Source organism: Primorskyibacter sedentarius (assembly GCF_004342065.1).
GTDB classification, from domain to species: Bacteria; Pseudomonadota; Alphaproteobacteria; order Rhodobacterales; family Rhodobacteraceae; genus Primorskyibacter; species Primorskyibacter sedentarius.
Genome location: NZ_SLZU01000009.1, coordinates 69,875 through 94,381 on the forward strand (window position 1 = coordinate 69,875; position 24,507 = coordinate 94,381).

At 62.2% G+C, this 24,507-nt stretch carries 22 protein-coding genes; 11 read left to right on the forward strand and 11 right to left on the reverse strand.

Annotated features, from left to right (window positions below; translation table 11 throughout):
• Positions 1-3: 3 nt before the first annotated feature.
• Positions 4-1,281 (forward strand): DUF3422 family protein, encoded by a 1,278-nt coding sequence (locus tag EDD52_RS13150; protein WP_424449915.1) that lies wholly within the window; start codon positions 4-6, stop codon positions 1,279-1,281.
• Here the strand turns inward: EDD52_RS13150 and EDD52_RS13155 are convergent.
• From EDD52_RS13155 to EDD52_RS13170, 4 genes are all read right to left on the reverse strand, one after another.
• Entirely contained in the window at positions 1,217-2,299 is a 1,083-nt protein-coding gene (locus EDD52_RS13155) for a YeeE/YedE family protein (RefSeq protein ID WP_132245683.1), read from the reverse strand. The genes EDD52_RS13150 and EDD52_RS13155 overlap by 65 nt on opposite strands.
• A gap of 214 nt (positions 2,300-2,513) precedes the next feature.
• Positions 2,514-3,476, reverse strand: a complete 963-nt coding sequence (locus EDD52_RS13160) for an ABC transporter permease (RefSeq protein ID WP_132245685.1) — start codon at positions 3,474-3,476, stop codon at positions 2,514-2,516.
• Positions 3,469-4,476, reverse strand: coding sequence for an ABC transporter permease (locus EDD52_RS13165; protein ID WP_132245687.1), 1,008 nt, complete (start codon positions 4,474-4,476; stop codon positions 3,469-3,471). The genes EDD52_RS13160 and EDD52_RS13165 overlap by 8 nt, the downstream gene beginning before the upstream one ends.
• A 130-nt stretch (positions 4,477-4,606) precedes the next feature.
• Positions 4,607-6,310, reverse strand: coding sequence for a peptide ABC transporter substrate-binding protein (locus EDD52_RS13170; RefSeq protein ID WP_132245689.1), 1,704 nt, complete (start codon positions 6,308-6,310; stop codon positions 4,607-4,609).
• Positions 6,311-6,547: 237 nt separating this feature from the next.
• Between EDD52_RS13170 and EDD52_RS13175 the strand changes: the two genes are divergently transcribed.
• From EDD52_RS13175 to EDD52_RS13185, 3 genes are read left to right on the forward strand one after another with little or no spacing between them, the layout of a single operon-like run.
• Positions 6,548-8,368 (forward strand): ABC transporter ATP-binding protein, encoded by a 1,821-nt coding sequence (locus EDD52_RS13175; RefSeq protein WP_132245691.1) that lies wholly within the window; start codon positions 6,548-6,550, stop codon positions 8,366-8,368.
• An 8-nt stretch (positions 8,369-8,376) separates the two neighbouring features.
• On the forward strand, positions 8,377-9,543 hold the full coding sequence (gene argE, locus EDD52_RS13180; RefSeq protein WP_132245693.1) for an acetylornithine deacetylase: 1,167 nt from the start codon (positions 8,377-8,379) through the stop codon (positions 9,541-9,543).
• Position 9,544: 1 nt separating this feature from the next.
• Entirely contained in the window at positions 9,545-10,708 is a 1,164-nt protein-coding gene (locus EDD52_RS13185) for a M20 aminoacylase family protein (RefSeq protein WP_132245695.1), read from the forward strand.
• Between the two features lie 74 nt (positions 10,709-10,782).
• On the opposite strand, the gene EDD52_RS13190 is transcribed toward EDD52_RS13185, so the two are convergent.
• A complete protein-coding gene (locus EDD52_RS13190) occupies positions 10,783-11,082 on the reverse strand; it encodes a DUF2934 domain-containing protein (RefSeq protein ID WP_132245697.1) in 300 nt (99 codons plus the stop codon).
• 161 nt (positions 11,083-11,243) lie between these two features.
• On the opposite strand from EDD52_RS13190, the gene EDD52_RS13195 reads away from it, so the two are divergent.
• Positions 11,244-12,041 (forward strand): glycosyl transferase, encoded by a 798-nt coding sequence (locus tag EDD52_RS13195; protein ID WP_132245699.1) that lies wholly within the window; start codon positions 11,244-11,246, stop codon positions 12,039-12,041.
• A gap of 68 nt (positions 12,042-12,109) precedes the next feature.
• On the opposite strand, the gene moaA is transcribed toward EDD52_RS13195, so the two are convergent.
• Complete coding sequence (gene moaA / locus EDD52_RS13200) at positions 12,110-13,117, reverse strand: GTP 3',8-cyclase MoaA (protein WP_132245701.1); 1,008 nt, start codon at positions 13,115-13,117, stop codon at positions 12,110-12,112.
• Between the two features lie 3 nt (positions 13,118-13,120).
• Between moaA and EDD52_RS13205 the strand changes: the two genes are divergently transcribed.
• Positions 13,121-13,696 carry a hypothetical protein gene (locus EDD52_RS13205; RefSeq protein ID WP_243651933.1) on the forward strand — a complete coding sequence of 192 codons (576 nt, stop codon included), beginning with the start codon at positions 13,121-13,123 and terminating at the stop codon, positions 13,694-13,696.
• 183 nt (positions 13,697-13,879) lie between these two features.
• Here the strand turns inward: EDD52_RS13205 and EDD52_RS13210 are convergent, their stop codons facing one another.
• The 3 genes from EDD52_RS13210 to glmU are packed head-to-tail and all read right to left on the reverse strand — an operon-like array spanning position 13,880 to position 17,737.
• Positions 13,880-14,560 (reverse strand): DNA alkylation repair protein, encoded by a 681-nt coding sequence (locus EDD52_RS13210; RefSeq protein WP_132245705.1) that lies wholly within the window; start codon positions 14,558-14,560, stop codon positions 13,880-13,882.
• Positions 14,557-16,380 (reverse strand): glutamine--fructose-6-phosphate transaminase (isomerizing), encoded by a 1,824-nt coding sequence (gene glmS / locus EDD52_RS13215; protein WP_132245707.1) that lies wholly within the window; start codon positions 16,378-16,380, stop codon positions 14,557-14,559. Before glmS ends, EDD52_RS13210 begins: the two co-directional genes overlap by 4 nt.
• A 4-nt stretch (positions 16,381-16,384) precedes the next feature.
• Positions 16,385-17,737 (reverse strand): bifunctional UDP-N-acetylglucosamine diphosphorylase/glucosamine-1-phosphate N-acetyltransferase GlmU, encoded by a 1,353-nt coding sequence (gene glmU / locus EDD52_RS13220; RefSeq protein WP_132245709.1) that lies wholly within the window; start codon positions 17,735-17,737, stop codon positions 16,385-16,387.
• Between the two features lie 118 nt (positions 17,738-17,855).
• Between glmU and EDD52_RS13225 the strand changes: the two genes are divergently transcribed.
• On the forward strand, positions 17,856-18,530 hold the full coding sequence (locus tag EDD52_RS13225) for an HAD-IA family hydrolase (protein WP_132245711.1): 675 nt from the start codon (positions 17,856-17,858) through the stop codon (positions 18,528-18,530).
• A gap of 143 nt (positions 18,531-18,673) precedes the next feature.
• Positions 18,674-19,903: a toll/interleukin-1 receptor domain-containing protein gene (locus tag EDD52_RS13230; protein WP_132245713.1), complete on the forward strand. Its 1,230-nt coding sequence runs from the start codon at positions 18,674-18,676 to the stop codon at positions 19,901-19,903.
• A 150-nt stretch (positions 19,904-20,053) separates the two neighbouring features.
• Here the strand turns inward: EDD52_RS13230 and EDD52_RS13235 are convergent, their stop codons facing one another.
• Complete coding sequence (locus EDD52_RS13235) at positions 20,054-20,515, reverse strand: CreA family protein (protein WP_132245715.1); 462 nt, start codon at positions 20,513-20,515, stop codon at positions 20,054-20,056.
• Complete coding sequence (locus tag EDD52_RS13240; protein ID WP_132245717.1) at positions 20,515-20,985, reverse strand: pyridoxamine 5'-phosphate oxidase family protein; 471 nt, start codon at positions 20,983-20,985, stop codon at positions 20,515-20,517. The genes EDD52_RS13235 and EDD52_RS13240 overlap by 1 nt, the downstream gene beginning before the upstream one ends.
• Positions 20,986-21,120: 135 nt before the next feature.
• Between EDD52_RS13240 and EDD52_RS13245 the strand changes: the two genes are divergently transcribed.
• The 3 genes from EDD52_RS13245 to EDD52_RS13255 all read left to right on the forward strand — a co-directional run bounded on the left by EDD52_RS13245 (position 21,121) and on the right by EDD52_RS13255 (position 24,500).
• Complete coding sequence (locus EDD52_RS13245; protein ID WP_132245719.1) at positions 21,121-22,284, forward strand: isovaleryl-CoA dehydrogenase; 1,164 nt, start codon at positions 21,121-21,123, stop codon at positions 22,282-22,284.
• 67 nt (positions 22,285-22,351) lie between these two features.
• The gene (locus EDD52_RS13250) at positions 22,352-23,959 is read left to right on the forward strand and encodes a carboxyl transferase domain-containing protein (protein ID WP_132245721.1); all 1,608 of its coding nucleotides are present in this window, start codon (positions 22,352-22,354) and stop codon (positions 23,957-23,959) included.
• Positions 23,960-24,041: 82 nt separating this feature from the next.
• Entirely contained in the window at positions 24,042-24,500 is a 459-nt protein-coding gene (locus EDD52_RS13255; protein WP_207906027.1) for a thermonuclease family protein, read from the forward strand.
• Positions 24,501-24,507: the final 7 nt, after the last annotated feature.

The following is a 24,507-nucleotide window of genomic DNA, read 5'->3' on the forward strand; positions in this document are numbered from 1 at the left end:
CCAATGCCTATCGCCGACCATGACTTGCGCTATCGTCTGGCCAATGAACTGCACGCAAGGCCCTTTCCCATCTTGTCGGCGCCGTGCCGTGCCGTGTTCCTTGCCGTCAAGCAGCCCAGCGATGCTGCCTCGCGCGACCGGGATGCGGACCTGGCGCATCTGACCAACCTTCTGGATCGCTATGGCGCGGCCCATCCCCAACCCGGCGCCACGCATTATTCGGGCGAGATCGGAAAGCATGCGATAAAATGGGAAAGCCATACGGAATTCGTGACCTACACGGTGTTTCTGAGCGGCTACGCGCAGCGCCCCTTTGACCCCGCGGATTTCGACGTTTTCCCAAAAGACTGGCTGGACAAGGCGCCGGGTGTTCGCATGACATCCGCGATGATCCACGTAGAGCCGCGCCCGGAGGATGACCAGATTGCGGCAAAGGTCGATGACTGGTTCGTCCCCGAAAGCCTGGCGGTCAGCGAAGTTCTGGATGGCGAAGTGGTGATTGCCGGGGATTTCCGCATCGATACGGCGGGCCATTCCCGGTTTTCCGCCTTTGTTCGCAACGATACAGGCGAGCGTCGCATCGGGCGGGTTGTCCAGCGGCTCTGCGAGATCGAGACATACAAGACCATGTCGATGCTGGGTTTTGCACGCGTCCGCGACCTGGGGCCGAGGATGAGCGGGATCGACGCCGAGCTTTCGGAATTGATGGTGCAGATGACCTCTGGCGATGATCCGTCCGAAATGACGCTTGGCGGGCTGCTCCGCGTCTCTGCCGAGCTGGAGGCGCTGTCCGCGCAGTCCTCGTTTCGCTTCGGGGCAACCGGCGCTTACGAGGCGATTGTCGGTCAACGGATCGAGGTTCTGCGCGAGAAACGCTTTCGTGGCCGTCAGACCTTTGCCGAGTTCATGATGCGCCGCTACGATCCTGCGATGCGCACGGTCAAGGCCAGCGAAAGACGGCTGGAGGCGATGGCCGACCGGGCGATCCGTGCCGGAGACCTGCTGCGCACGCGGGTGGAGGTGGAACGCTCGGCGCAGAACCAGAAGCTTCTGGAAAGCATGGACAAGCGTGCCGACATGCAGCTGCGCCTGCAGGAAACGGTCGAAGGCCTGTCCGTCGTGGCGATCAGCTATTACGCCGTGTCGCTTGCGGGCTACCTGCTTTACCCCCTTGCCGAGGTCATCGGCCTGAGCAAGGGGATGTTGCTGGCAATTGTCACTCTGCCGGTTGTCGTGATGGTGTGGCTGGCGATACGGCGGATCCGCGCCCGGATGGAGTGACGCTGCGCAGGGCCGCGTTGGTTGCCAGCGCGCCCGCTGCAATCGCCGCGATGGCCAGCAGTGCGGCGATGGACAGCGTCGGCACGCCAGACATGCCCGCACCCACGGTACAGCCGCCAGCCAACACGCCGCCCACGCCCATCAGCGCGGCCCCTGCAAGGTAGCGCCCGGTCTCGGCGGGGGTCGCAAAGCTTTGCCAGCGAAAGCTGCGGAAGGTCAGCGAGGACAGCAGCGCCCCTGCAAGGACACCCCCCAGAAGCCCCACACCAAACCCTGCAGGGATGGAGGTGGAGGCCACCAGCCAGAACAGGCTGTCGGCAGAGGGGGAGGTGAAGGAGAGGCTTTCCATCGCAATCGGGTCGAACTCGTCCAGCAGGACAAATCCGGTACCGACCCATGCGGCCGGGACGAGCAGCCCGATCAGGACAGCCAGCACCAATGTCACCGGGCGGTTGCCCGATCGCAACCCGTAGGCCAGCGCGCCCAATCCGATGATCGCAGACCACAGCAAGGCCCCGCCGGGCAGACCCGACAGGCTGACCGTGTCGCCCAAGGGCAGGGTGACCGCGCCAAGCGTCGTGCGAACAGGGGCCAGCACACCTTTCAAGGTTGCATGGGCAACCACGGCAAAGACGACGAGCACAAGCAAGGCACGCAGGTTGCCTGACCCTGTCAGAACGGTCAGCCGCGACACGCAGCCGCGCGTCAGCACCATGCCCGCGCCGAACATCGCGCCGCCCGCGATGATCGCGAGCCATGGCAGGTCGGCTGCCATGAAACGGTGACCTTCGAAACTGATCAAGCCGAAGGCCACGGCGGCCTGCGTACCCATCACGGCGACGCCGAGTGCCGTCAGCCAGACGCCCAATGCCTCGCGCCGGTCTTCACCGACAAGGCTCCGGCGGAAACAGAATTTCGTGCGCTCTGCGAGCACGCCGAAAAGCAGCCCGAGGGCCAGAGCCAGAACAACACTGGCCTGTTTGGCGGTGGTTTCTTCAAAGCCGAAAGTTTCGAACATGGCGCGGCCTCCAATTGGAAAACTGTTCGCCTTTGCGCCAGTTCCAAGCCAGAATCAAGACATTTTTGTGCCAGACATGTGCGTATTTCGGAATGTTGTTCCAGAAAGCAGTCAGCTGCGGGCGAATGTCCCATGCGCCTGCCAAGATGCCAGACCCGATACCCGATTTGGCGGGGTCAGCCGGGAAGTGAGACCTTTTTCAGGCAGGCTTGCTTCAGCGCCCCCTGATGCGGGGATCCAGCGCATCCCGCAACCCGTCGCCCAGATAGTTCACGCTGAGAACGGTAAGGGAAATCGCCACTCCGGGCCACATCACGCGTTCGGGATATTGCTGAAGGTAATCGACGGAGTCAAAGAGCAACCGCCCCCAGGTCGGAAAGTCCGGAGGAAATCCGAGCCCAAGGAAGGACAGGGCGCTTTCGGTAATGATCGCGTTGGCAATCCCGAGGGTCGCCGAGACCATGATCGGCGAGATCACGTTGGGCAGGATATGCCGCGTGATCATCTTGGTATTGTTCGTCCCGATGGACCGCGCGGCCAGTACGAATTCACGCTCTTTCAATGTCAGCACGTCGCCACGAACGATACGCGCCGTGGGCATCCAGCTTGTCAGGCCGATTGCCGTGACGATAAGGATGAAAATGCCTGTCTCGGGGCCGAACGCCGCGCTTAGCGGCGCGCGGAACAGCATGACCATGACCAGCAGCAAAGGCAGCAGGGGCAGGGCCAGAAACAGATCTGTGAGCCGCATCAGGATGCCGTCTAGCTTTCGGAAGAAACCCGCCAATACGCCGATAAGCGTGCCCAGCAGCAAGGACAGCGCCATTGCGGTGATGCCCACGAAGACCGATGTCTGACCGCCCGCCATCATCCGCGCCAGCGTGTCCCGGCCAAGCTGGTCAGTGCCAAAGGGATGTGCCAGCGATGGTCCCTGATTGCGCGCCCGGATGTCGATATAGCTTGGGTCGATGGACCACAGAAGCGGGCCAAGAAATACCGAAAGCACGATCAGCAGGAACACGATCCCGCCCAGCACCGCGCCCTTGTGAATTTTGAACTGGTCCCAGACGTCGCGCCATTTGCTGCGGACCGGTGCAACCGGCACCGGCTCTGTCAGGGCACCTGCGGGCGTCGCGCCGCCAGAGCCGGGAATGACCTTTTCTGTCGGTTCAGTCATAGCGAATCCTCGGGTCAAGAACACCGTAGAGGACATCGGCGATCAGGTTGAAGAGCACGATGAGCAAGGCGAAGATGAAGGTCAGTGTCTGCACCATGGGCAGATCATTGGCCTGAAGCGAGGTGATCAGCAACTGGCCAATTCCGTTCACCTTGAACACCTGTTCTGTAATGATGGCGCCGCCAAACACCTGCGGCACCCCCAGCGCAATCACCGTGACCACCGGGATCATCGAGTTGCGCAGGACATGCACCAGCACCACGACCTTTTCCGACAGCCCCTTGGCGCGTGCGGTGCGAACATAGTCCTGATTGAGATTGTCCAGCATGGACGCGCGCATGAAGCGGCTGATTTGCGACGCGTTATACAGCGCCAAGACGAAGACGGGCATCACCATCTGGCGCAGCTGAGCCAGAAACGTCTCCCACGAGTTCACGACAAGGGTGGTGTCATAGATCGATGGAAACCAGCCGAGTTTAACCGAAAAGATCACGATCAGCAGAACGCCGGTGAAGAAGGTTGGCACTGAAAATCCCAGCATGGAGATGAATGTGCCTACCTGATCAAACACGGAATATTGCCGGTAGGCAGAGATGATCCCGATGGGAAGGGCGATCAACACGCCCACCACATAGCTCATCCCCACCACCCAGAGCGTCTGCGGCAGGCGCTGCACGACGATATCCATCACAGGCGAGCGGGTCTGCCAGCTGATGACGCGCAGCTTGCCTTCTGAAAACGTCGTGCCGAAATAGTGGTCTATCAGCACCTGCGGTTCGATCCAGAAAAACTGCACCATCCATTTGTAGAAGCGGACATATACGCTTTCGCCCAGCCCCAAGGCTTCGCGCATGCGCTGCTTGACCTCGTCCGGAACGGTGATCGGGACGTTCGCCATCGGATCACCGGGCGCGAGGTTGAGCAAAAGGAAAATGACGAGGCTGATGAACAAAAGCGTCGGGATGGAGAGGACCAATCGTCGGATCGTGAAGGTCAGCATGCACGGCGCCTTTGCAGGTCAGTCTTAAAGGGGAGGCGGTTGAGGAAGATCGGCCGCAGGCCCTGGGGTGCCAGGACACTGCGGCTTTTCCGCGCCGGAACGGGCCCGAAGGCCCGCCCCGAACGACGGATCACTTGATGCGGAACCAGTCCGCAGCATTCCAGATCTCGGAATCCCAAGTGTTCAGTGCGACGCCGCCAAGGCTGAGAGAATGCGCCGAGACACGGCCACGGTCGACCAGTGGAACGACGGTGTAGGTGTCCTTGGTCAGGACATCATTCATCTTCTTGGCCAGCTCGGACCGCTTATCGAGGTCGGCGGTCTTTGCAAGCTCGTCGATCATCGCGTCATATTCGGGATCGCAGAAGCGGTTGATATTCGTGCCCTGCCACTGGCTGGAGGGGCTGGGCTCTGTGCCGCAGCGATACCGTGCGAGGTAAGCCTGTGGGTCGGTGCCGTCGAAGTTGTTGGCGTACATCTCGACATCGGCATAGAACTTCTGGAACGTGTCGTCGCTGCCCGCGTCGCCACCAAAGAAGATCGACGCGTCGATATTGCGCAGCTCGGTCTCGACCCCGATGTCGGACCACCACTGCTTGATCAGCGCCTGAAAGTCCTGCCGCACAGCATTGGTCGACGTCTGGAACAGAAGCGACAGCTTCTTGCCATCCTTATCGCGCACGCCGTCGCCGTCGGAATCAACCCAGCCTGCCTCTTCCAGCAGGGCTTTGGCACCCTCGACGTCCTGCGTCAGGCAGTCAGTGTTGTCAGAGGCGTAAACTTCGGGGCCGGGCACCAGGTTGCAAGTCGGACGTCCCGCCTGCCCGTAGCCGATTTCAACCAGCAGATCGCGGTCGATGGCCATGGAGAGTGCTTTGCGGACGGCCAGGTCGGTCAGGATCGGGTGCGGGGCCTCCCGGGTGGCGCGGATCTCGCGCGACAGGTCGGGCGAGGGGTCGGTCATGTTCATTTCGATGCGTTCGACAAGCGTGCCGAAGGCGGAGACCAGTTTGCCCTTGCCGCCAGCTTCCATGTTGGCCAGCACGTCAGGTGCCAGCTGCAGGTTCCAGGCATAGTCGAATTCGCCGGTTTCCAGCACTGCGCGGCCCGCAGCCGTCGCGTCGCCGCCCCCTTTGAAAGTCATCGTCGCGAAAGCAGGCTTGTCCGGATCGCGGTAATTCGGGTTCGCTTCCAGCTGGATGACATCATTGGGCCGGAAATCCGTCACCACGAACGGACCTGTGCCGATCGGGCCGAAATTCGCATCGGTGCATTCCGGTGCGCGCGCGCCAAGGCATTCTGCGAACTGGGCTTTCTGGATGATGGGCGCCTGGTTGCCCACGAAGGTCGAATAGGGATAGGGCTGCGGTTCCTTGAAATGCACCACGACGGTGCGGTCATCGACGACTTCGATTTCCTTGACGCTGTCATATTTGTGCGACTGCGCGCAGCCGCCTTCGGGATGCATGCAATATTCAGCGGTAAAGGCCACGTCGGCAGTGGTCAGCGGCGTCCCGTCAGACCACAGCAGCCCCTCTTTCAGCGTGTAGGTCAGCGAGGTCAGGTCGGCGCTGACGCCGCCATTTTCCACCGTTGGCACCTCTTCGGCCAGGAAAGGCACCAGCTTGCCGGTCGGATCGAAGCGGATCAGCGGCTCCAGCATCAGCGAGGCAGCTTCGATTTCCTTGGTGCCGCCAGAGAGGTAGGGATTAAGCGAAGACGGGGCTTGCCAGTAGATGATGCCCACATGGCCATCCGAGCCACGCTCGGCCATGGCCATCGGTGACAGAACGGTTGATGCCGCTGCACCGAGCAGGAGAGATTTAAGTGTCATTTCTTAACTCCGAGTTGGACTTTTTATTGGAGGCCGCCTTTGACCCGGTTACGGGAAAACAGGGCACCGACCCCGACAATCTGGACTCTGAAACCGGTTTGGACCCCTCATGAGCCCTATCGAAGCAGACTTTCACGAAATTGCAAGGCTTCGATACGGCAAAAGCCTGTGGGGATTTGACACGACCGCTTGCATGTCGTTAGCGTCCGACACTGCACAAGCCGGAGACACGCGCGCATGCTTGATCATCCGATCGCCCGGATCGAAAATCTGAGGGTCACTTTCGAGACCAAGGATGGCCCCGTTGTCGGGGTGAAAGATGTGTCTTTTGACATAGCGCCCGGAGAGACTGTCTGTGTCGTCGGGGAATCGGGTTCGGGGAAATCCGTGTCCTCGCTGTCGCTGATGCGGCTGGTGGAATATGGCGGCGGCACAATTGCGGGGGGGCGCCTTCTTTTTGACCGCCGCGACGGTCAGGAGATTGACCTGGCGCAGACCGATCAGAAGCATATGCGCAAGATACGCGGCAACGAGATCGGGATGATCTTCCAGGAGCCGATGACTGCGCTTAACCCCGTCTTCACCGTCGGCAGGCAGCTGACCGAAGGGTTGCGTCTGCACAAGGAGATGACCAAGGCAGAGGCAGAGGCCGCGGCGCTGGAGCTGATGCAGCAGGTGCGCATTCCCGAACCAGAGCGGCGGCTGAAGCAGTATCCGCATGAGCTGTCCGGCGGTATGCGCCAGCGTGTCGTCATCGCAATGGCGCTGGCATGCAGGCCGCGACTGCTGATCGCGGACGAGCCGACAACCGCGCTCGACGTGACCATTCAGGCCGAAATTCTTGCTTTGATGGACCGGCTGAAACGCGAAACCGGCACGGCGGTGATGTTCATCACCCATGACATGGCCGTGGTGGCACAGATGGCCGACCGGGTCGTTGTCATGTTCCGCGGCAACAAGGTCGAGGAAGGCACGGTCGAGGAGATTTTCGAGAACCCGCAGCACGACTATACCAAGGCGCTGCTGGCGGCTGTCCCGAAACTGGGCGAGATGCGCGGCACGCAATATCCAGAGCCGATGCGCCTGCTGGGCGTCGCCCGCGACGGTGTGGAGCCGATCAAGGGGGGTGACGACGTGCTGTTGCACGTCAAAGGGCTGACCACGCGCTTTCCCGTCAAGGGGGGCTTCTTTCGCCGTCACATCGCCAATGTCCACGCAGTCGAGGACGTATCATTCGATCTCAAACGCGGTCAGACGCTTAGCCTTGTGGGGGAAAGCGGCTGCGGCAAATCCTCGGCGGGGCGTTCGATCTTGCGGCTGGTCGAGCCGCTGTCGGGCCGGATCGAGCTGGGCGGCAAGGACATTGTCGCGCTGAGCCCGCCGCAGCTGCGCAGGGCGCGGCTGGACATGCAGATGATCTTTCAGGACCCGTTCGCCAGCCTCAATCCCCAGATGTCGCTGGCAGATCAGGTTGCCGAGCCGATGCGCAACTTCGGCACGCATACGGGCGCAGAGATGCGGGCGCGGGTCGAGATGCTGTTTGACCGTGTCGAACTGCCGCGCAGTTTCCTGCGGCGCTATCCGCACGAGCTGTCCGGTGGGCAGCGTCAGCGCGTCGCCATCGCACGCGCCCTTGCGCTCAACCCCAAGCTTATCGTCGCGGACGAGGCTGTCTCGGCGCTGGATGTGTCGGTTCAGGCGCAGGTTCTGAACCTGATGATGGAGCTTCAGGCGGATCTTGGACTTTCATACCTTTTTATCAGTCATGATATGGCGGTGGTCGAACGCGTCAGCCATAATGTGGGCGTGATGTATCTTGGCCGTATCGTCGAAATCGGCCCTCGCGCTGCGGTGTTTGAAAATCCGCAGCACCCCTATACGAAAGCGCTGATGAAAGCGGTGCCCGTCGCCGACCCGCACCGCCGCAAGTCTGAACATGAACTGAATTTCAAACCCATCCCGTCTCCGATCCACCCTGTCGGCCACGAACCCGGCCCCTCGGTTTATGCCGATCTTGGTGGGGGTCACCTGGTGCTGACATCGGATAGCGGGTACTGAGAGGATACATGCCCGAAAGACTGTCGCCGCGGGCGATCATGGACCGGTTGGTTGGCTTTCCCACAGTCAGCCGGGACAGCAACCTCGACCTTGTCGACTGGGTCGATGACTACCTGACCGGGCAGGGCATAACCTGTTTCCGTCACGTGAACGAGGATGGCACGAAGGCCGCGCTCTTCGCCCATGTCGGCCCCGAGGTCGAAGGTGGCGTGGTCCTGTCGGGCCACACGGATGTGGTGCCAGTCGATGGTCAGCCGTGGACCTCTGATCCCTGGGTCGTGACCGAACGCGACGGGCGTCTCTACGGGCGCGGTTGCACCGATATGAAAGGGTTCGACGCGCTCGCCATCTGGGCGCTGGTCGAAGCACATCATGCGGGCATCGCGCGGCCCCTGCAGATCGCACTCAGCTATGACGAGGAAATCGGCTGCGCCGGTGCGCCCCCGCTGATCGAGGCGATGGCTGCCAAGCTGCCAAAGGCCAGTGCCGCCATCATCGGAGAGCCTTCCACCATGCAGGTCGTGACCGGGCACAAGGGCGGGCAGGGGTTTCACACCCATGTCATTGGCTTCGAGGTGCACAGCTCGCTGATGCATACGGGCGTCAATGCGAACATGGAAGCGGCCAAGCTGATCACGTGGGCCAATGACCGCAATGCCGAGAACCGCGCCCGCACGCCCTCGACCATCGGGGGGCTGTTCGATCCGCCCTGGACCACCTGCCACGTGGGTCAGATCACCGGCGGGACGGCGCATAACATCACCGCAAAGGATTGTTGGCTGGGCATGGATTTCCGGGTCGTACCGGGCGAAACCCTGTCTGACTGGAAGGCTGCTTACCTTGGCCGCGTGGCCGAAGTCGAAGCGGAGATGCAGGCCGTCCATCCCGACACCCGAATCGAGGTTGAAGAACGGTTTGAAGTGCCGGGCCTGCAACCCGAAGAGAATGGCGAGGCCGAAGCACTGGTCCGCATGCTTACCGGCGACAATGGCACCCATGTCGTCAGCTATGGCACCGAGGCCGGGCATTTCCAGAATGCCGGATATTCCGCCGTGATCTGCGGCCCCGGCAACATCGCACAGGCGCATCAGCCTGACGAATACATCACCGTTGACCAGTTCGAGGCGGGCCATGATTTCATGCGCCGCCTGTTGACCCGTTTGAAGGAGGGCTGAAATGCCGATCAAGAACCGCTTTGCCGAAATGGCGGCCGAAATCACCGAATGGCGCCGGGATTTCCATGAACATCCCGAACTCATGTATGACGTCCAGCGGACGGCGGGCATCGTTGCGGGCAAGCTGCGGGCGTTCGGCTGTGACGAGGTTGTCGAAGGCATCGGCCGCACCGGTGTTGTCGCTGTGATCAACGGCAAGGCGAACGGGTCCGGCAAGGTGATTGGCTTGCGCGCGGATATGGACGCGCTGCCGATACAGGAACAGACGGGCGTGGACTATGCCTCAAAGACGCCGGATGCGATGCATGCCTGCGGCCATGACGGCCACACCGCGATGCTGCTGGGGGCCGCTAAATATCTGGCAGAGACGCGCAATTTCGACGGTAAGGTCGTGATAATTTTTCAGCCCGCCGAAGAGGGCGGTGCCGGGGGGCGCGCCATGTGTGAAGACGGTCTGATGGAGCGTTGGGGTATCCAGGAAGTCTACGGCATGCATAACTGGCCCGGCCAGCCGCTTGGCAAATTTGCCATTCGTCCCGGCCCCTTTTTCGCAGCCACGGATGTTTTCGAGATCGAGGTCGAGGGCAAAGGCGGTCACGCTGCAAAGCCGCATGAAACTGTGGACAGCACGGTCTGTGCCGCACAGATCATCAGCACGATCCAGACAATCGCCAGTCGCAGCGCTGATCCGGTTGATCAGATCGTGGTCTCTGTCACGAGTATCGAAAGCTCCTCCAAGGCGTTCAACGTCATTCCGCAGCGCGTTGCCATGAAGGGGACGGTCAGGACACTGTCCCCGCGGATGCGCGACCTGGCCGAGGCGCGGCTCTCTAACATATGCACCAGCGTGGCCGAGGCATTCGGGGCCACCGCGCGCGTCAACTACGTCCGCAACTACCCGGTCATGGTAAACAGCGAAGAGCAGACCGAATTTGCCGTCGAAGTCGCGCGGTCGGTTGCGGGTGAGTGTGACGAGGCGCCGCTGGTCATGGGGGGCGAGGATTTCGCCTTCATGCTGGAGGAACGCCCCGGAGCCTATATTCTGGTGGGCAATGGCGACACCGCACCTGTTCACCACCCCGAATACAATTTCAACGACGAGGCTATCCCCGCCGGTTGCAGCTGGTGGGCAGAGATCGTGGAACAGCGAATGCCCGCAGCCTGATAGGCGCGGGCATTACGTCACGTTGGGGTCGACCGGGCGGGGAAGGCATTTGTTCCCCGCAACAGGCAAGGCAATCACGCCCCGGTGCTGGCTTTGGTCTTGCGCGGCTTTGCAGCCGTTTTCGCTTTGGCCGGGGCCTTTGCCGCGGCCGCAGCTTTCGGCTTTGCCTTCGCGCGGGTCGCTGGTTTCGCAGCAGGTTTCGCGGCAACTTTCGTCCGGGTGGTCTTGCGCTTGGCCGGTTTGGCGGTCGCGGTCAGTGCGGCCACGGCCTGATGCCAATGCTCTTGGGCGCGGCCTTCGGGCTGGCCCTCTTCAAGCCAGATGTAGAAGGCGGCTTCTGCAATCTGGGCGTCATCGGTGATTGTGTTGGTCATTCGATGGGTCCTCGACAAGTAAAGTTGATAAGTTAGCGCTAACGTCATACGGGAAATGCCGCGTTTGCGCAATTTATTTCGCAGGTGCAGCATTGTCGCAGGTCTGGCGCCGCCCGTCATTCCACGGTAACACCCGCCCAAAGCCGCAGGAGGGCCCGCGCGTGGTCGCCAATATCATCTGTATCAAATGGGGCACGCTGTTCGGTCCGGAATACGTCAATCGGCTGTATTCCGGCGTGCGTCGTAACCTGTCTCAGCCAGTGCGCTTCTTTTGCATGACGGAAGAAACCAACGGTCTGCACCCGGATGTCGAAGTGCTGCCATTGCCTGTCGAACCCTATGCCGAGCCGATGGCCGCGGCACTGGCCGTCGCCAACCGGCAAGGTGCGATGCGCAAGGTTTCGCTGTTCCGCCCCGATCTTGTGCCTGATCTTGACGGTCCGTTTCTGGGCTTCGATCTGGACGTGGTCATCACCGGCGACCTGACCCCGATCTGGGAGATGCCCGCCGACAAGATCTCGATGCGCCATGATTGGACGGAAAAGCGCAAGGGGCGCCCCACCGGGCATGGTTCCGTCTTCCGCTTCAACCCGGCGCGGCACGGCTATCTTTACAATGACCTTGCCGCCAACCCCTATGCAGAGGTCGAAAAGGCGCGCGGCTCAGAGCAGCGCTATACCTCGCACAAGGCGATGGACAACGGCGATTTTGAATACATCCCGGGCGAATGGGTCGTCAGTTTCAAGTATGACTGCCTTGGACTTCCGCCAGTCAATTACCTGCGCGACCCCGTCCTGCCGCCCGAAGCCCGCGTCGTGTGCTTCCACGGACGGCCAAAAATGTCAGAGGCTGTCACCGGCTATAAAGGGTCGTGGATCCGGCACTCGCGCCCTTGCGCCTGGCTGAAAGACCACTGGATCGACCGCGCCCGCGCTGACCTTGGCCCTGAATGGGCCTGACATTCTGGCATCCTTGATTTCCGGAACGTGTCTGCGGGCAGCGGAGCCCTCAGCGTTCACCGGCAGGATTACCCGCCGGTATGGCTCATGTGGCGTGACATCTGGCCGTCCAGTGCCTGCCGGGAATAGTCAAAATCATGGCCCTTGGGCTTGTGCGAGATCGCCTCGCGGATCGCGTCCCGCAGCGCGTCTTCGCTATGCGGATGGTTGCGCAACGGCGCGCGCAGGTCGGCATTGTCTTCCTGACCCAGGCACATGAACAATTCGCCAGTGCAGGTCAGACGCACCCGGTTGCAGCTTTCGCAGAAATTGTGGCTGAGCGGGGTGATAAATCCGACCTTTTGGCCGGATTCTTCCAGCTGCACATAGCGCGCAGGCCCACCGGAACGTTCTGCCAGATCGGTCAGACTGTAATGGCTGCCCAGGGTCTCGCGCAGGTCCGACAGGGCCCAATACTGGCCAAGGCGGTTTTCGTTCCCGATATCCCCCATCGGCATGACCTCGATCCAGGTCAGGTCCATATCGCGTTCTGCGCACCATTCGGTGAGGGTCAGCAATTCGTCTTCGTTGAAGCCTTTCAGGGCGACTGTGTTTATTTTTACGCGCATGCCTGCTTTTTGGGCCGCGTCGATGCCGCGCAGCACCTGTGGCAGGCGGCCCCAGCGGGTGATCTCGGCAAACTTGCCCTCGTCCAGCGTATCGAGCGAGATGTTCACCCGCCGCACGCCTGCATCCCAAAGCGGCTGCGCGAAGCGTTCGAGCTGTGACCCGTTGGTTGTCAGGGTCAATTCGCGCAGTGCACCGCTTTCCAGATGCCGCGACATGCCGTTGAAGAACGTCATGATGCCCTTGCGCACCAGAGGCTCGCCCCCGGTGATGCGCAGCTTTTCAACGCCCATCTCGATGAAGGTCGAACACATCCGATCCAGCTCTTCCAAGGTCAGAAGCTCTTTTTTCGGCAGGAACGTCATGTTTTCCGACATGCAGTAGACACAACGGAAATCACAACGGTCGGTGACCGATACCCGAAGGTAGGTGATGGGGCGCAGAAACGGGTCGATGAGGGGCGTTTTCATAGAATGAAGGTAACTCTGCGGAGGCCCGCCTGCAAGGGTTGCGCGCTCTGGACCTTGCACGACGTTGGTCCTATCGTTCCGGTCATGAAACGAATTGCGCCCCCTTTACTGATCGTTGCAGTCGCGGCCCTTGCAGGCTGTAGCGAAACGCCGTTTGGCGAAGCCCAACCCACTGCCGAGACTGTCGTACTGGCAAAGCCTGATCAGACAAGGCCGCAAGCGCGCCCTGCGATCAGCCCGCCCGCGAATGCGCGCACCGCCGAGGCTTTCGATACGGTGAGCGCCGAGGAAAAGGCCGCCGCCGTCGCCGTGCCTGCGGCCAGGACCGAACAGAAAATTGGAATGACGGTTGCCTCGCTTGGTGATCCGACGCAGCCCGGTCTCTGGCTGAAAACGCCACTGGTGAATGCGCCGCGCAAGGGGCGGGTTGTCTATCCCGGCTCCGGCAAATCGGCGCAGGTGGATCTGATCCCGCTCGACGCCGATGCAGGGGCCGGAAGCCAGATATCTCTATCCGCCATGCGGCTGATCGAGGCGCCCTTGACCGACCTGCCGGAAATCGAAGTCTTCGGTTCCTGATTCAAGCGGCTGTGGCCCCAGTTCGTGCGTTTTACGTGGTGGCAGACTGCAAGGTGCCGCCACGCAGCGCAGCGAAATGGTGTCGGGCCGTATGCCGCCAAGGTGTTGGTTCCAGCCATCGGTATGCTGATTGGCACCGTGTGCAGTGCGCGAACCAGCAGACAGGTTCCGAGGCGGCTTTTGTCAGGGCGACAGGTGCCTTTCGGCTTCTTTCCGCGCAAACGCCTTCATGCCGCTGCCATGCTCTGCAAGGAAAGCGCGGGTCTGGTCCGGCGCGTGGCGCGACAGGTCACGCAGCCACCATGCGACCGCCTTCTGGATGAACCAGTCCGGATCGGATACATAGCCCGCCGCCCAGCCAAGCACGCGCTCCCGGATCGCCAGATCATCAGGCGAAGGATGGTTCTGCTTTGTCCAGGGCAGGGTGATCACCAGTGCCGCGCGGCGGGTCCACATGTGCTCGCTTCGCGTCCATGTCTCGACCGTATCTAGCCGCGCACGATCCGCCAGAAGACGCCGCCCGCCAGCCGAACAGACGTGATCCGCCAGGGCCCAGCTGTCAAAATCCGGCACCCAGCTGCAAACAAGATCCCACACGGCCTCGTCCGGGCGCATCCGGGCCTGTGTCAGCAGCTTGGCCGCAGCCAGCCGCGCCTCGAAGATGTCGGTCTGCCACAGCGCGTGGGCAAGGGCGACGCGGTCTTCTACGCTCAGATCCTGCCGCCACGCCTTCGTCAGATCATTGACCACAGGGTTGGGCAGCCCGAGATAGCGCCGGGGGGCCTTGTGATACGCAGCCATCTGTTCGGCACGGGCCGGATCGGCCTGCGCCTCCAGCGCGTCGAGCGCGTCGTCCAGCGTCATTCCACCGTCACGGATTTCGCAAGATTGCGCGGCTGGTCAACATCGGTGCCCTTCGCGATCGCGGTATGATAGGCCAGCTGCTGCGCTGGCAGGGCGTAAAGGATCGGGGTCAGGATCGGCGCGACGCTGGGCAGGATGATCTGCTGCCACACACCTTCGCCCGCATCCTGCGCGCCCTCGGAATCCGTGATCAAAAGCACTTTGCCACCGCGGGCCATGACCTCTTGCATGTTGGACACGGTTTTGTCGAAAAGCGCATCCCGCGGGGCCATGACCACCACTGGCACGGTCTTGTCGATCAGCGCAATGGGGCCGTGTTTCAGCTCACCCGATGCATAAGCTTCGGCATGTATATAGCTGATTTCCTTAAGCTTCAGGGCGCCTTCCAGGGCAAGCGGGAACATCAGGCCCCGGCCCAGGAACAGCACGTCACGCGCCTCGGCCAGTTTGCGGGCGACCTTGCGGACATCCTTGCCCCGCTCCAAGGCCGCATTCAGGACGCCGGGCAGGCTGCGCAGCTCTGCCAGATGTGCGGCAAGCTCGTCAGCGCTCATCTCGCCCCGGTCCGTGGCCGCCTTCAGGGCCAGAAGCAGCAGAACGACCAATTGGCAGGTAAAGGCCTTGGTGGAGGCGACGCCGACCTCGACACCGGCATGGATCGGCAGCGCCAGATCGCTTTCCCGCGCGATGGAGCTTTCGGGGACATTGACGACCGAGACGATCCGCTCTGCCTTTTCGTGACAGTAGCGCAACGCGGCGAGCGTGTCGGCCGTCTCGCCCGACTGGCTGACGAAAAGCGCCGTGGTGCGGGCCGGAATGGGCGGCTCGCGATACCGGAATTCCGACGCGATATCGACATCCACGGGGATACGCGCAAACTGTTCGAACCAGTATTTCGCGGTCAGGCACGCATAGGATGCGGTGCCGCAGGCCACCATCGTCAGGCGGTCGACAGTTGTGAAATCGATCCCGTCACCGGGCAGGGCGATGCCTTTGCCGTCGGGCGTCAGGTAGGACCGGATCGCCTCGGCCAGCACGGTGGGCTGCTCTGCGATTTCCTTGGCCATGAAGTGTTTGTGGCCGCCCTTGTCCACGCGGGCGGCATCCTGATGGATTTTCCGGACCGGGCGATTGACCAGATTGCCTGCCTCGTCCCGGATTTCGATGCTGGAGCGTGTCAGAACCGCGCGGTCGCCTTCATCAAGATAGGTGATGCGGTCGGTCAGCGGCCCAAGGGCGATTGCGTCTGAGCCGACAAATACTTCGCCGTCGCCATGCCCGATTGCCAGCGGCGACCCCTTTCGCGCCGCGATCAGCAGATCATCCTCGCCCTCGAACAGGAAGACCAGCGCGAAGGCGCCGTGCAGCTGGTTCAGCGTGGCCGTCGCAGCCTCTGCCGGGGATTTGCCCTGCGCCATATGGTGCTGCGTCATCAATGCGACGGTTTCGGTGTCGGTCTCGGTCGCGAATTTGATGCCTTTTTCGGCCAGTTCGGCGCGCAGCTCGCGGTAGTTTTCAATGATCCCGTTATGGACGACCGCAACGGGGCCGGCGCGGTGGGGGTGGGCGTTGATCTCAGTCGGTGCGCCATGCGTGGCCCAGCGGGTGTGCCCGATCCCGGCCTTGCCGACCAGCGGTTCATGCACAAGAAGATCCGACAGGTTGACCAGCTTTCCGACCGCGCGGCGCCGGTCCAGCGCGCCTTCGTTGACGGTGGCGATGCCGGCGCTGTCATAGCCCCGGTATTCCAGCCGTTTCAGCGCCTCGACAAGCAGCGGGGCGGCCTCATGGTCGCCCAGAACCCCAACAATACCACACATGAACTCACGCCTCTTTTTTCTGTTTGGCCTTCTTCGCCTTCAGGATTTCCACCAGCTTGCGCGCCAGTCCCGGTTTGGTCTGCTGGTCGGCGCGGGCGATCGCAAGCGCGCCGTCGGGCACATCCTGCGTGATGACGGATCCGCTGCCTGTCATCGCCTCGTTGCCGACACGGACAGGGGCGACCAGCATGGTGTTTGACCCGATAAAGGCCTTGGCGCCGATGTCAGTCCGGTGCTTCATCACGCCGTCATAGTTGCAGGTGATCGTGCCTGCGCCAAGATTGGCCCCTGCGCCAACATCGGCATCGCCGATATAGCTGAGGTGGTTGGCCTTGGCGCCTTCGTGCAGATGGGCGTTCTTGACCTCGACGAAATTGCCCACGCGGACATCATTGTCGAGTTCGGCGCCCGGACGCAGCCGCGCATAGGGGCCGACAATGGCGCCCTGGCTGACATGGGCGCCCTCAAGATGCGAAAACGCGCGGATGCGGGCGCCGGATTCCACCGTCACGCCGGGGGCAAAGACGACATAGGGCTCTACCTCGGCACCATTTCCGATGACCGTGTCATAGGCAAAGATCACCGTGTCGGGCGCCTGCATGACAACGCCATCCTCCAGCAGCTCTGCACGGCGGCGCGCCTGAAAGGCGACCTCTGCCGCGGCAAGTTCGGGGCGGGAGTTGATCCCCAGCGTTTCGGCCTCGTCGCAGGTGACGGCCGTTGCGTTCAGCCCGCGTTCGCGAGCGATGGCCACGATATCTGTCAGGTAGTATTCACCGCTGGCATTGTCATTGCCGACCGCGTCGATCAATTGGAACAGCGTTTCGGCATTGGCGCAGACCACGCCGGAATTGCACAGGGAGATGGCGCGTTCCGCCTCGCTTGCATCCTTGTATTCGACGATACGGGCCAGCGTATCACCGTCAGTCACAAGGCGGCCGTAGCGACCGGGATCGGCAGCTTCGAAGCCCAGCACCACCACATCGGCGCGCGCGCGGGCGCCGCACATCCGTTGCAGGGTCTCTTCCGAAATGAAGGGCGTGTCGCCGTAAAGCACGATCACGTCACCGGCAAATCCGTCAAGAGCCGGGCGGGCCTGTGCCACGGCATGGGCCGTGCCCAGTTGCTCGGTCTGAAGAACGACCTCGACTTCGGGGTCATGGTCTTTGGCTGCGGCAGTCACCTGCTCGGCGCCGTGCCCGGCGACAATCACCCGGTGCTGCGGGTCCAGCGCGGCGCCCGACTGCATGGCATGGGCCAGAAGCGGCGCGCCTGCCAGCTTGTGCAACACCTTGGGCAGGTCGGATTGCATGCGGGTGCCTTTGCCTGCGGCAAGGATGACAAGTGCGATGCTCATGCGGTTTCTCTTTGTTATTTTGTTGCGCCCGTTTTATCGGTCTGGTGATGGACTGCAAGCGGTGTGGTATCACGTCTGATTGCGGGTTGTGACAGGTTTTTGCAGGTAAGGGCAGGCAATGCGGACAGTGATTTTCGATCTTGACGGAACGTTGGCGGATACCAGCGCAGATCTGATCGCAGCGGCGAACCATTGCTTTCGGGCGATGGGGGCTGGCGATGTGCTGGACCCGGTGGCCGATGCTGCGACCGCCTTTCACGGCGGACGCGCCATGCTGACCCTTGGACTTACCCGGCTTGAGGCGCTGTCGGATGCAGAGGTCAACCGCTGGTACCCGCATCTGCTTGGTGCCTACGGCGACGCCATTGACGTGCATACCCGGCTTTATCCCGGCGCGATGGAGGCCGTGGCCGCGCTCCGCGATGCGGGCGTCAGGGTCGGGGTCTGCACCAACAAGCCCGAAGGCCTTGCCGAAACGCTGCTGACGAGGCTGGGGGTGCGGGGGGCTTTCGCCTCCATGATCGGCGCCGACACGCTGCCGGTGCGCAAACCCGATCCTGCCCCCTATATCGCCGCGGTCGAGCAGGCAGGCGGGTCCGTGGCGCAAAGCTGCCTGATCGGGGACACGTCGACCGACCGCGAAACTGCTCGCGCGGCGGGCGTGCCGTGTGTCCTTGTGACTTTCGGGCCGGATGGCCATGCCGTGGCCGATCTGGAACCCGAGGAACTGCTGGCCCATTACGATGATCTGCCAGCCCTGGTGGAACGCCTGCTGCCAGTCATCGCAGCCTGAGGCACCAGAAGGCAGCAAGTCTGCGTGATCCGAATGCGTGTGGCATCCCACGTGTAGCATTGAGGCCTGAGCGGCCGTGAAACTGCCTGTGGGCGATCCGGCTAAACCTTGTCCGGCGTGCCCTTCGCTGTTTTAGTGGCGTCATGTTGAAGGAAATCGACCAGATCGAGGTGACCTCGGATGGCAGGACGCATCGCATCGTTCTGGCGCAGGGCAATCTCGCGCGGATCGATGCCGCGCACCGGGTTGATCTGCTGGTGATTTCGGCCTTTCCGGGCGATTACACGCCAACCCCCACCTCGATGGTGGGGCAGCTCGCCCGAAACGGTGTTTCCGTCGGCATGCTTGCCAAGATGAAGGCGATGGATCTGCGCGCGGAAAGCGGCGCTTGGCTCTCGCCACCGGTCGATGCGCCGGGGTTCGAACGACTGGTCTGTTTCGAACCCGAAGTGCTGGGCGCACCGCCCGCTGTCGTCGGAGAGCTGTTTCGGGCGCTGTTTCCGTTCCTCGAAACCGTGGCCGGGCAGGGAGAGCGCGACCTGTCCGTCGCCATGCCGCTGATTGCCACCGGCGACGCGGGCTGGAGCGACGCCCAGATGATGGCGCCCCTGCTGGAGGCCGCGACGCGGTGGATGAAGCTCGGCCTGCCGATCTCGACGCTTTATATCGTTGCGCATAACGCGCCGAAGGCCGCGTCGATGCAGGCGGCGTTTTCGGCCTTCAAGCAGGAAGCAGAACCGGCATCTCCGCAAGATGGTGTCGCGCAGGAAATCTCACCGGCGGGCGGGGGCCCGGTCACCAGTCCGGCGCCCATGCCGACCCAATCCGCGCCACGCAGGAATCTTGCCAAGCGAAATTCCAGATTGCGGGACCACGTCAGAAAGCTCTTTGCTTTCGGCAAAGGCCCACGCCCGTCACCGCCACCGGCATCGCCACCCCCCTTGCCGCCAGACCCGAAATCGTCGGTATTTCTCAGCTATTCGTCGACAGACCGTACCGCCGCCTTGCGCATTCTGGATGGGTTTCGAAAGATTGCGCCGCAAGTCAGGGTGTTCGAGTTCCGACGCGACATTCCGATCGGTGTCTCGTATCAAAGCCGCATCGACGACGCACTTGCGGCCAGTGACAAGGTGCTATGTCTTCTCAGCCCGGAATACATCAAGTCGCCGGAATGTCAGGAGGAGCTGATGGTCGCCCGCTTGCGTAACAAACGCGCCGGGTTCGAGCTTCTTTGGCCGGTGTACTGGCGAGAGGTGCATGGCGGCTTGAAGGACTGGCTGATGATCCTGAACCTTGCCGATTGCCGCGAATCGTCCAGCAAGGATCTGGATGCGACCGTGGCAAGGCTCGCCTCGGAACTCGCCAAGTCCTGAGCCCATCAGGTGGCATCTCCCCCCCCCACGCAAGGTGCCGGTGAGCGGTAAGGGCGGCGAAGCCTGCACGCCACCCCGCCCTCACTTCAGAATCGACAAAGGCCCCAGCGGCAAGCGGCTGGGGTTTACGGTCCTGCCCGGAAAATTGGCCTAGTCAGTCTGGCCGGGCTGGTAGAGCGGCACGGTCGAAATGGAAACCTTGGCCGACCCGTCGCTGAGTTCTGCCGCATGGGCCACATAGATCAACGTCCGGTTCGCCTCGTCGTAAATGCGCTTCACCCGCAAGCTCTTGAGAATGATCGAACGGGATGTGCGAAAGACGTCCTCGCCATCCTCGTCCATATCAATGTCGCCAAGCGTGATTGGTCCCGTCTGGCGACACGCGATAGAGGCGTTGGAGGGGTCCTCGAACCAGTTGCCCTTGGAGAGCCGGTCAATAATGCCGCGGTCGAAATACGCGATGTGACAGGTGACGCCCTCGACGTCCGGGTCGGCAATAGCCTCGATGATGATGTCATTGCCGACCCAGTCGACGCCTACCTCGCCGACCTGCTCGGCCTGCGCTACAAATGGCAGACAAGCGAGCAGGGCGGTGATGCGCAGAGCCTTCATTAGAAGGACACCGTGCCGTGATCGCCCATGTCGGGCTTTTCATCGGTCATATGCGCTTTGGCGATCTCGTAAAGAAAACCGGCGCCGCCATCCGTCGCCCAGACCTCTGCCGTGGCGGGGGTCATCCGCACCAGGCGGATCTTGTCGTCATCGCGCCCGTCTTCGAACCAGGCCGCAACGACAGCATTCCACAGCTCGTCCAGCTTTGCCGGATCGTTCACCGCTTGCAACTGGCCCTGCACATTTGCGTAAAGGTTGGCCTTGGGGTCAGCCACCTGCAGCGAAACTTTGCTGCCGGTTTCCGCAGCTGTCGCCGCATCCGTGCCGCGTGCCGTGATGAACCAGATCGCGTTCTCGTCCCGCTCTGCCATCGGTGACATCGGGACGGCGCGACCGCCCTCGACGCTGAGCATTCCGGCCTGCACGTCGTCAATGCGTTTCCAGAAATCGGCTTTCAGATCTTTTGTCATGGAGACAGGTCCTTTCTGTAGGTCTGTTTGACAAGCCAACGCGCCGTGGCGTCCGCCGGTTCCTTCCGCTTGACCGAAGACTGCCTTACGCGTAGTATTTGAACAAGTGTTCAATAACGCGATGGGGAGGCGTCGATGTTCAACGCTGTCATGCAATTCGATCTGGGCGAAGACGTGAACGCGCTGCGCGAGATGGTGCATCGCTGGGCGCAGGAGCGCGTGAAGCCGATGGCGGCGGAAATCGACAGCTCCAACAGTTTTCCGGCAGAGCTGTGGCGCGAGATGGGCGATCTGGGTCTTCTGGGCATCACCGTGCCGGAAGAATATGGCGGGGCGGGGATGAGCTATCTTGCCCATGTCATCGCGGTTGAGGAGATCGCGCGGGCCAGCGCCAGCGTCAGCCTGTCTTACGGCGCGCATTCCAACCTTTGCGTCAACCAGATCAAGCTGAACGGCACCGATGAGCAGCGCCAAAAATACCTGCCGGGTCTGATCTCCGGCGAGCATGTCGGTGCGTTGGCCATGTCCGAGGCTGGCGCCGGGTCTGACGTTGTCAGCATGAAGCTGCGGGCCGAGAAGAAGAATGACCGGTTTGTCCTGAACGGAACCAAGTACTGGATCACCAATGGGCCGGACGCGGACACTCTGGTCGTCTATGCCAAGACTGATCCTGATGCGGGCAGCAAGGGCATCACTGCCTTCCTGATCGAAAAATCCATGGCTGGCTTCTCGACCAGCCCGCATTTCGACAAGCTGGGGATGCGCGGGTCGAACACGGCAGAGCTGATCTTTGAGGATGTCGAGGTGCCGTTCGACAACATTCTGGGCGAGGAGGGGCGTGGCGTGCGCGTTCTGATGTCCGGCCTGGATTACGAACGCGTTGTACTGGCTGGCATCGGCACCGGCATCATGGCCGCCTGTCTGGATGAGGTCATGCCCTACATGGCAGAGCGCAAGCAATTCGGCCAACCCATCGGAAATTTCCAACTGATGCAGGGCAAGATGGCGGACATGTATACCGCCATGAACTCTGCCCGAGCCTATGTCTACGAGGTCGCCAAGGCCTGTGATCGCGGGGACGTCACCCGTCAGGATGCGGCGGCCTGCTGCCTCTATGCGTCCGAACAGGCGATGGTCCAGTCGCATCAGGCGGTGCAGGCCATGGGCGGCGCAGGCTTTTTGAGCGACGCCCCCGTCGCACGCCTTTTCCGCGACGCCAAGCTGATGGAGATCGGCGCCGGCACATCGGAAATCCGCCGCATGCTGGTCGGCCGCGAGATGATGGGAGCAATGCGGTGACCTGGGTGCCGAATGGGGGGTGCGGTGCATGGGCGCTGGTGCTGTGTCGCCTGAGGGAGAGTGCAGCATGAAGCTTCAATCACAGGCGATCCCGTCTTCGGAGGCGTTCAAGGCTAACACCAAGGGCCACCTGGACGCGCTGGAGGTTGTCCGCGAGGCGGCCGAATTGGCCGCGGCTGGCGGGGGCGAAAAGGCGCGGGAACGGCATCTGTCGCGGGGCAAGATGCTGCCGCGCGACCGGGTGGCGAACCTGCTTGATCCCGGCTCGCCCTTTCTGGAAGTGGGGGCGACGGCCGCACATGGGCTGTACGATGGTGCGGCGCCCTGTGCGGGCGTGATCGCGGGGATCGGCCGGGTCGAGGGACGCGAGGTCATGGTGGTGTGCAATGATGCCACCGTGAAGGGCGGCACCTATTACCCGATGACCGTCAAGAAACACCTCCGCGCGCAGGAAATTGCCGAGGAAAACCGGCTGCCCTGCATCTACCTGGTCGATAGTGGCGGCGCGAACCTGCCCAATCAGGATGAGGTTTTCCCGGATCGCGACCATTTCGGCCGCATCTTCTATAATCAGGCGCGGATGAGCGCCAGGGGGATTGCCCAGATCGCCGTGGTCATGGGGTCTTGCACAGCGGGTGGGGCCTATGTGCCGGCCATGTCCGACGTCACCATTATTGTGCGCGATCAGGGCACAATCTTTCTGGCCGGGCCGCCTTTGGTCAAGGCCGCGACCGGTGAGGTCGTGACATCCGAGGATCTGGGTGGTGGCGATGTGCATACACGCCTGTCTGGCGTCGCGGACTATCTGGCAGAGGATGACGCCCACGCTCTGGCCCTTGCGCGCCGGGCGGTCGGCAGCCTTGATGCCCCGCAGGACGGGCCGCGTTTCGCGCTGCCGGGTGGCGCCGATCCGGCCTATGACCCCGCAGAGATACTGGGCGTCGTGCCCACGGATCTACGCACGCCCTACGATATCCGCGAGGTGATCGCGCGGGTTGTGGACGGGTCATGGTTTGACGAGTTCAAACCCCGCTTTGGCGAAACGCTGGTATGCGGCTTTGCCGAGGTGATGGGCGTTCAGGTGGGCATCATCGCCAATAACGGCGTGCTGTTTTCCGAGGCTGCGCAGAAGGGCGCGCATTTCATCGAATTGTGCTCTCAGCGCCGCATCCCGCTGGTGTTCCTGCAGAATATCACCGGCTTCATGGTCGGGCGGAAGTACGAGAATGAGGGCATCGCACGGCACGGCGCCAAGATGGTGACGGCTGTTGCGTCCACGAGCGTGCCCAAGATCACGATGCTGGTGGGCGGCTCTTTCGGTGCGGGCAATTACGGCATGGCGGGCCGGGCCTATCAGCCGCGCTTCCTGTGGAGCTGGCCCAACAGCCGTATCTCCGTCATGGGGGGCGAACAGGCGGCGGGCGTATTGGCCACGGTCAGGCGCGACGGGATCGAGCGCAAGGGCGGCACATGGTCCGCTGAGGAAGAGGCCGAGTTCAAGCGCCCGACGGTCGAGATGTTTGAGCGCCAGTCGCATCCTCTTTATGCCTCGGCAAGGCTCTGGGATGACGGTTGTATCGATCCACGCAAGACCCGGCAGGTTCTGGCGATGTCGCTTTCTGCCGCCTTGAATGCGCCGATCGAGGAGACACGCTTTGGCGTGTTCCGGATGTGAGGCCGAAGGTGTCAAATTCAGTCGCTCTCATGCAGGTTTTGCGCGACAGCGCTTGGGCGCGTACGCCGTTGGGGACTCAGTTGTGGTGACGCCGGTCCTGCGCGCCCTGGTCGTGACGGGGCTGACGATTGGCGGTTGGCTCTGGCTTGTGGCGGCGCAGGGTGGGCAGCTCTTTGGGCGGGTGCCGACGGGCGAGGCTTGCCGGATTGCCTATGTCTTTGACGGGGACACCGTGGCGCTGGATTGTGGCGACGGGAACGAGGTCACGGCACGTCTTGTCGGTTTTGACACGCCAGAGGCGAAGTCACCGGGCTGCGCTGCCGAGGCCGATCTTGCCGCGCAGGCAACGCAGCGTCTGCGAGAGCTTGTCTCCGCAGGTACGGTCACGCTTAACCGCCAGGGCATCGACAAATATCGCCGCCCGCTGATGCGTCTGCGCATGGATGGGGTGGATGTCAGCAAGGTGCTGATCCGCGAAGGTCTGGCCGTGCCATATGACGGCGGCAAACGGGTGAACTGGTGTGAAAGGCTCAGCACATGACCGCGCG

What these genes read in the sequence shown, in the direction of transcription:
- EDD52_RS13150 (WP_424449915.1), top strand. Translation starts at nt 4, where the DNA reads ATGCCTATCGCCGACCATGACTTGCGCTATCGTCTGGCCAATGAACTG.
- EDD52_RS13155 (WP_132245683.1), bottom strand. Translation starts at nt 2,299, where the DNA reads ATGTTCGAAACTTTCGGCTTTGAAGAAACCACCGCCAAACAGGCCAGT.
- EDD52_RS13160 (WP_132245685.1), bottom strand. Translation starts at nt 3,476, where the DNA reads ATGACTGAACCGACAGAAAAGGTCATTCCCGGCTCTGGCGGCGCGACG.
- EDD52_RS13165 (WP_132245687.1), bottom strand. Translation starts at nt 4,476, where the DNA reads ATGCTGACCTTCACGATCCGACGATTGGTCCTCTCCATCCCGACGCTT.
- EDD52_RS13170 (WP_132245689.1), bottom strand. Translation starts at nt 6,310, where the DNA reads ATGACACTTAAATCTCTCCTGCTCGGTGCAGCGGCATCAACCGTTCTG.
- EDD52_RS13175 (WP_132245691.1), top strand. Translation starts at nt 6,548, where the DNA reads ATGCTTGATCATCCGATCGCCCGGATCGAAAATCTGAGGGTCACTTTC.
- argE (WP_132245693.1), top strand. Translation starts at nt 8,377, where the DNA reads ATGCCCGAAAGACTGTCGCCGCGGGCGATCATGGACCGGTTGGTTGGC.
- EDD52_RS13185 (WP_132245695.1), top strand. Translation starts at nt 9,545, where the DNA reads ATGCCGATCAAGAACCGCTTTGCCGAAATGGCGGCCGAAATCACCGAA.
- EDD52_RS13190 (WP_132245697.1), bottom strand. Translation starts at nt 11,082, where the DNA reads ATGACCAACACAATCACCGATGACGCCCAGATTGCAGAAGCCGCCTTC.
- moaA (WP_132245701.1), bottom strand. Translation starts at nt 13,117, where the DNA reads ATGAAAACGCCCCTCATCGACCCGTTTCTGCGCCCCATCACCTACCTT.
- EDD52_RS13205 (WP_243651933.1), top strand. Translation starts at nt 13,121, where the DNA reads ATGAAGGTAACTCTGCGGAGGCCCGCCTGCAAGGGTTGCGCGCTCTGG.
- EDD52_RS13210 (WP_132245705.1), bottom strand. Translation starts at nt 14,560, where the DNA reads ATGACGCTGGACGACGCGCTCGACGCGCTGGAGGCGCAGGCCGATCCG.
- glmS (WP_132245707.1), bottom strand. Translation starts at nt 16,380, where the DNA reads ATGTGTGGTATTGTTGGGGTTCTGGGCGACCATGAGGCCGCCCCGCTG.
- glmU (WP_132245709.1), bottom strand. Translation starts at nt 17,737, where the DNA reads ATGAGCATCGCACTTGTCATCCTTGCCGCAGGCAAAGGCACCCGCATG.
- EDD52_RS13225 (WP_132245711.1), top strand. Translation starts at nt 17,856, where the DNA reads ATGCGGACAGTGATTTTCGATCTTGACGGAACGTTGGCGGATACCAGC.
- EDD52_RS13230 (WP_132245713.1), top strand. Translation starts at nt 18,674, where the DNA reads ATGTTGAAGGAAATCGACCAGATCGAGGTGACCTCGGATGGCAGGACG.
- EDD52_RS13235 (WP_132245715.1), bottom strand. Translation starts at nt 20,515, where the DNA reads ATGAAGGCTCTGCGCATCACCGCCCTGCTCGCTTGTCTGCCATTTGTA.
- EDD52_RS13240 (WP_132245717.1), bottom strand. Translation starts at nt 20,985, where the DNA reads ATGACAAAAGATCTGAAAGCCGATTTCTGGAAACGCATTGACGACGTG.
- EDD52_RS13245 (WP_132245719.1), top strand. Translation starts at nt 21,121, where the DNA reads ATGTTCAACGCTGTCATGCAATTCGATCTGGGCGAAGACGTGAACGCG.
- EDD52_RS13250 (WP_132245721.1), top strand. Translation starts at nt 22,352, where the DNA reads ATGAAGCTTCAATCACAGGCGATCCCGTCTTCGGAGGCGTTCAAGGCT.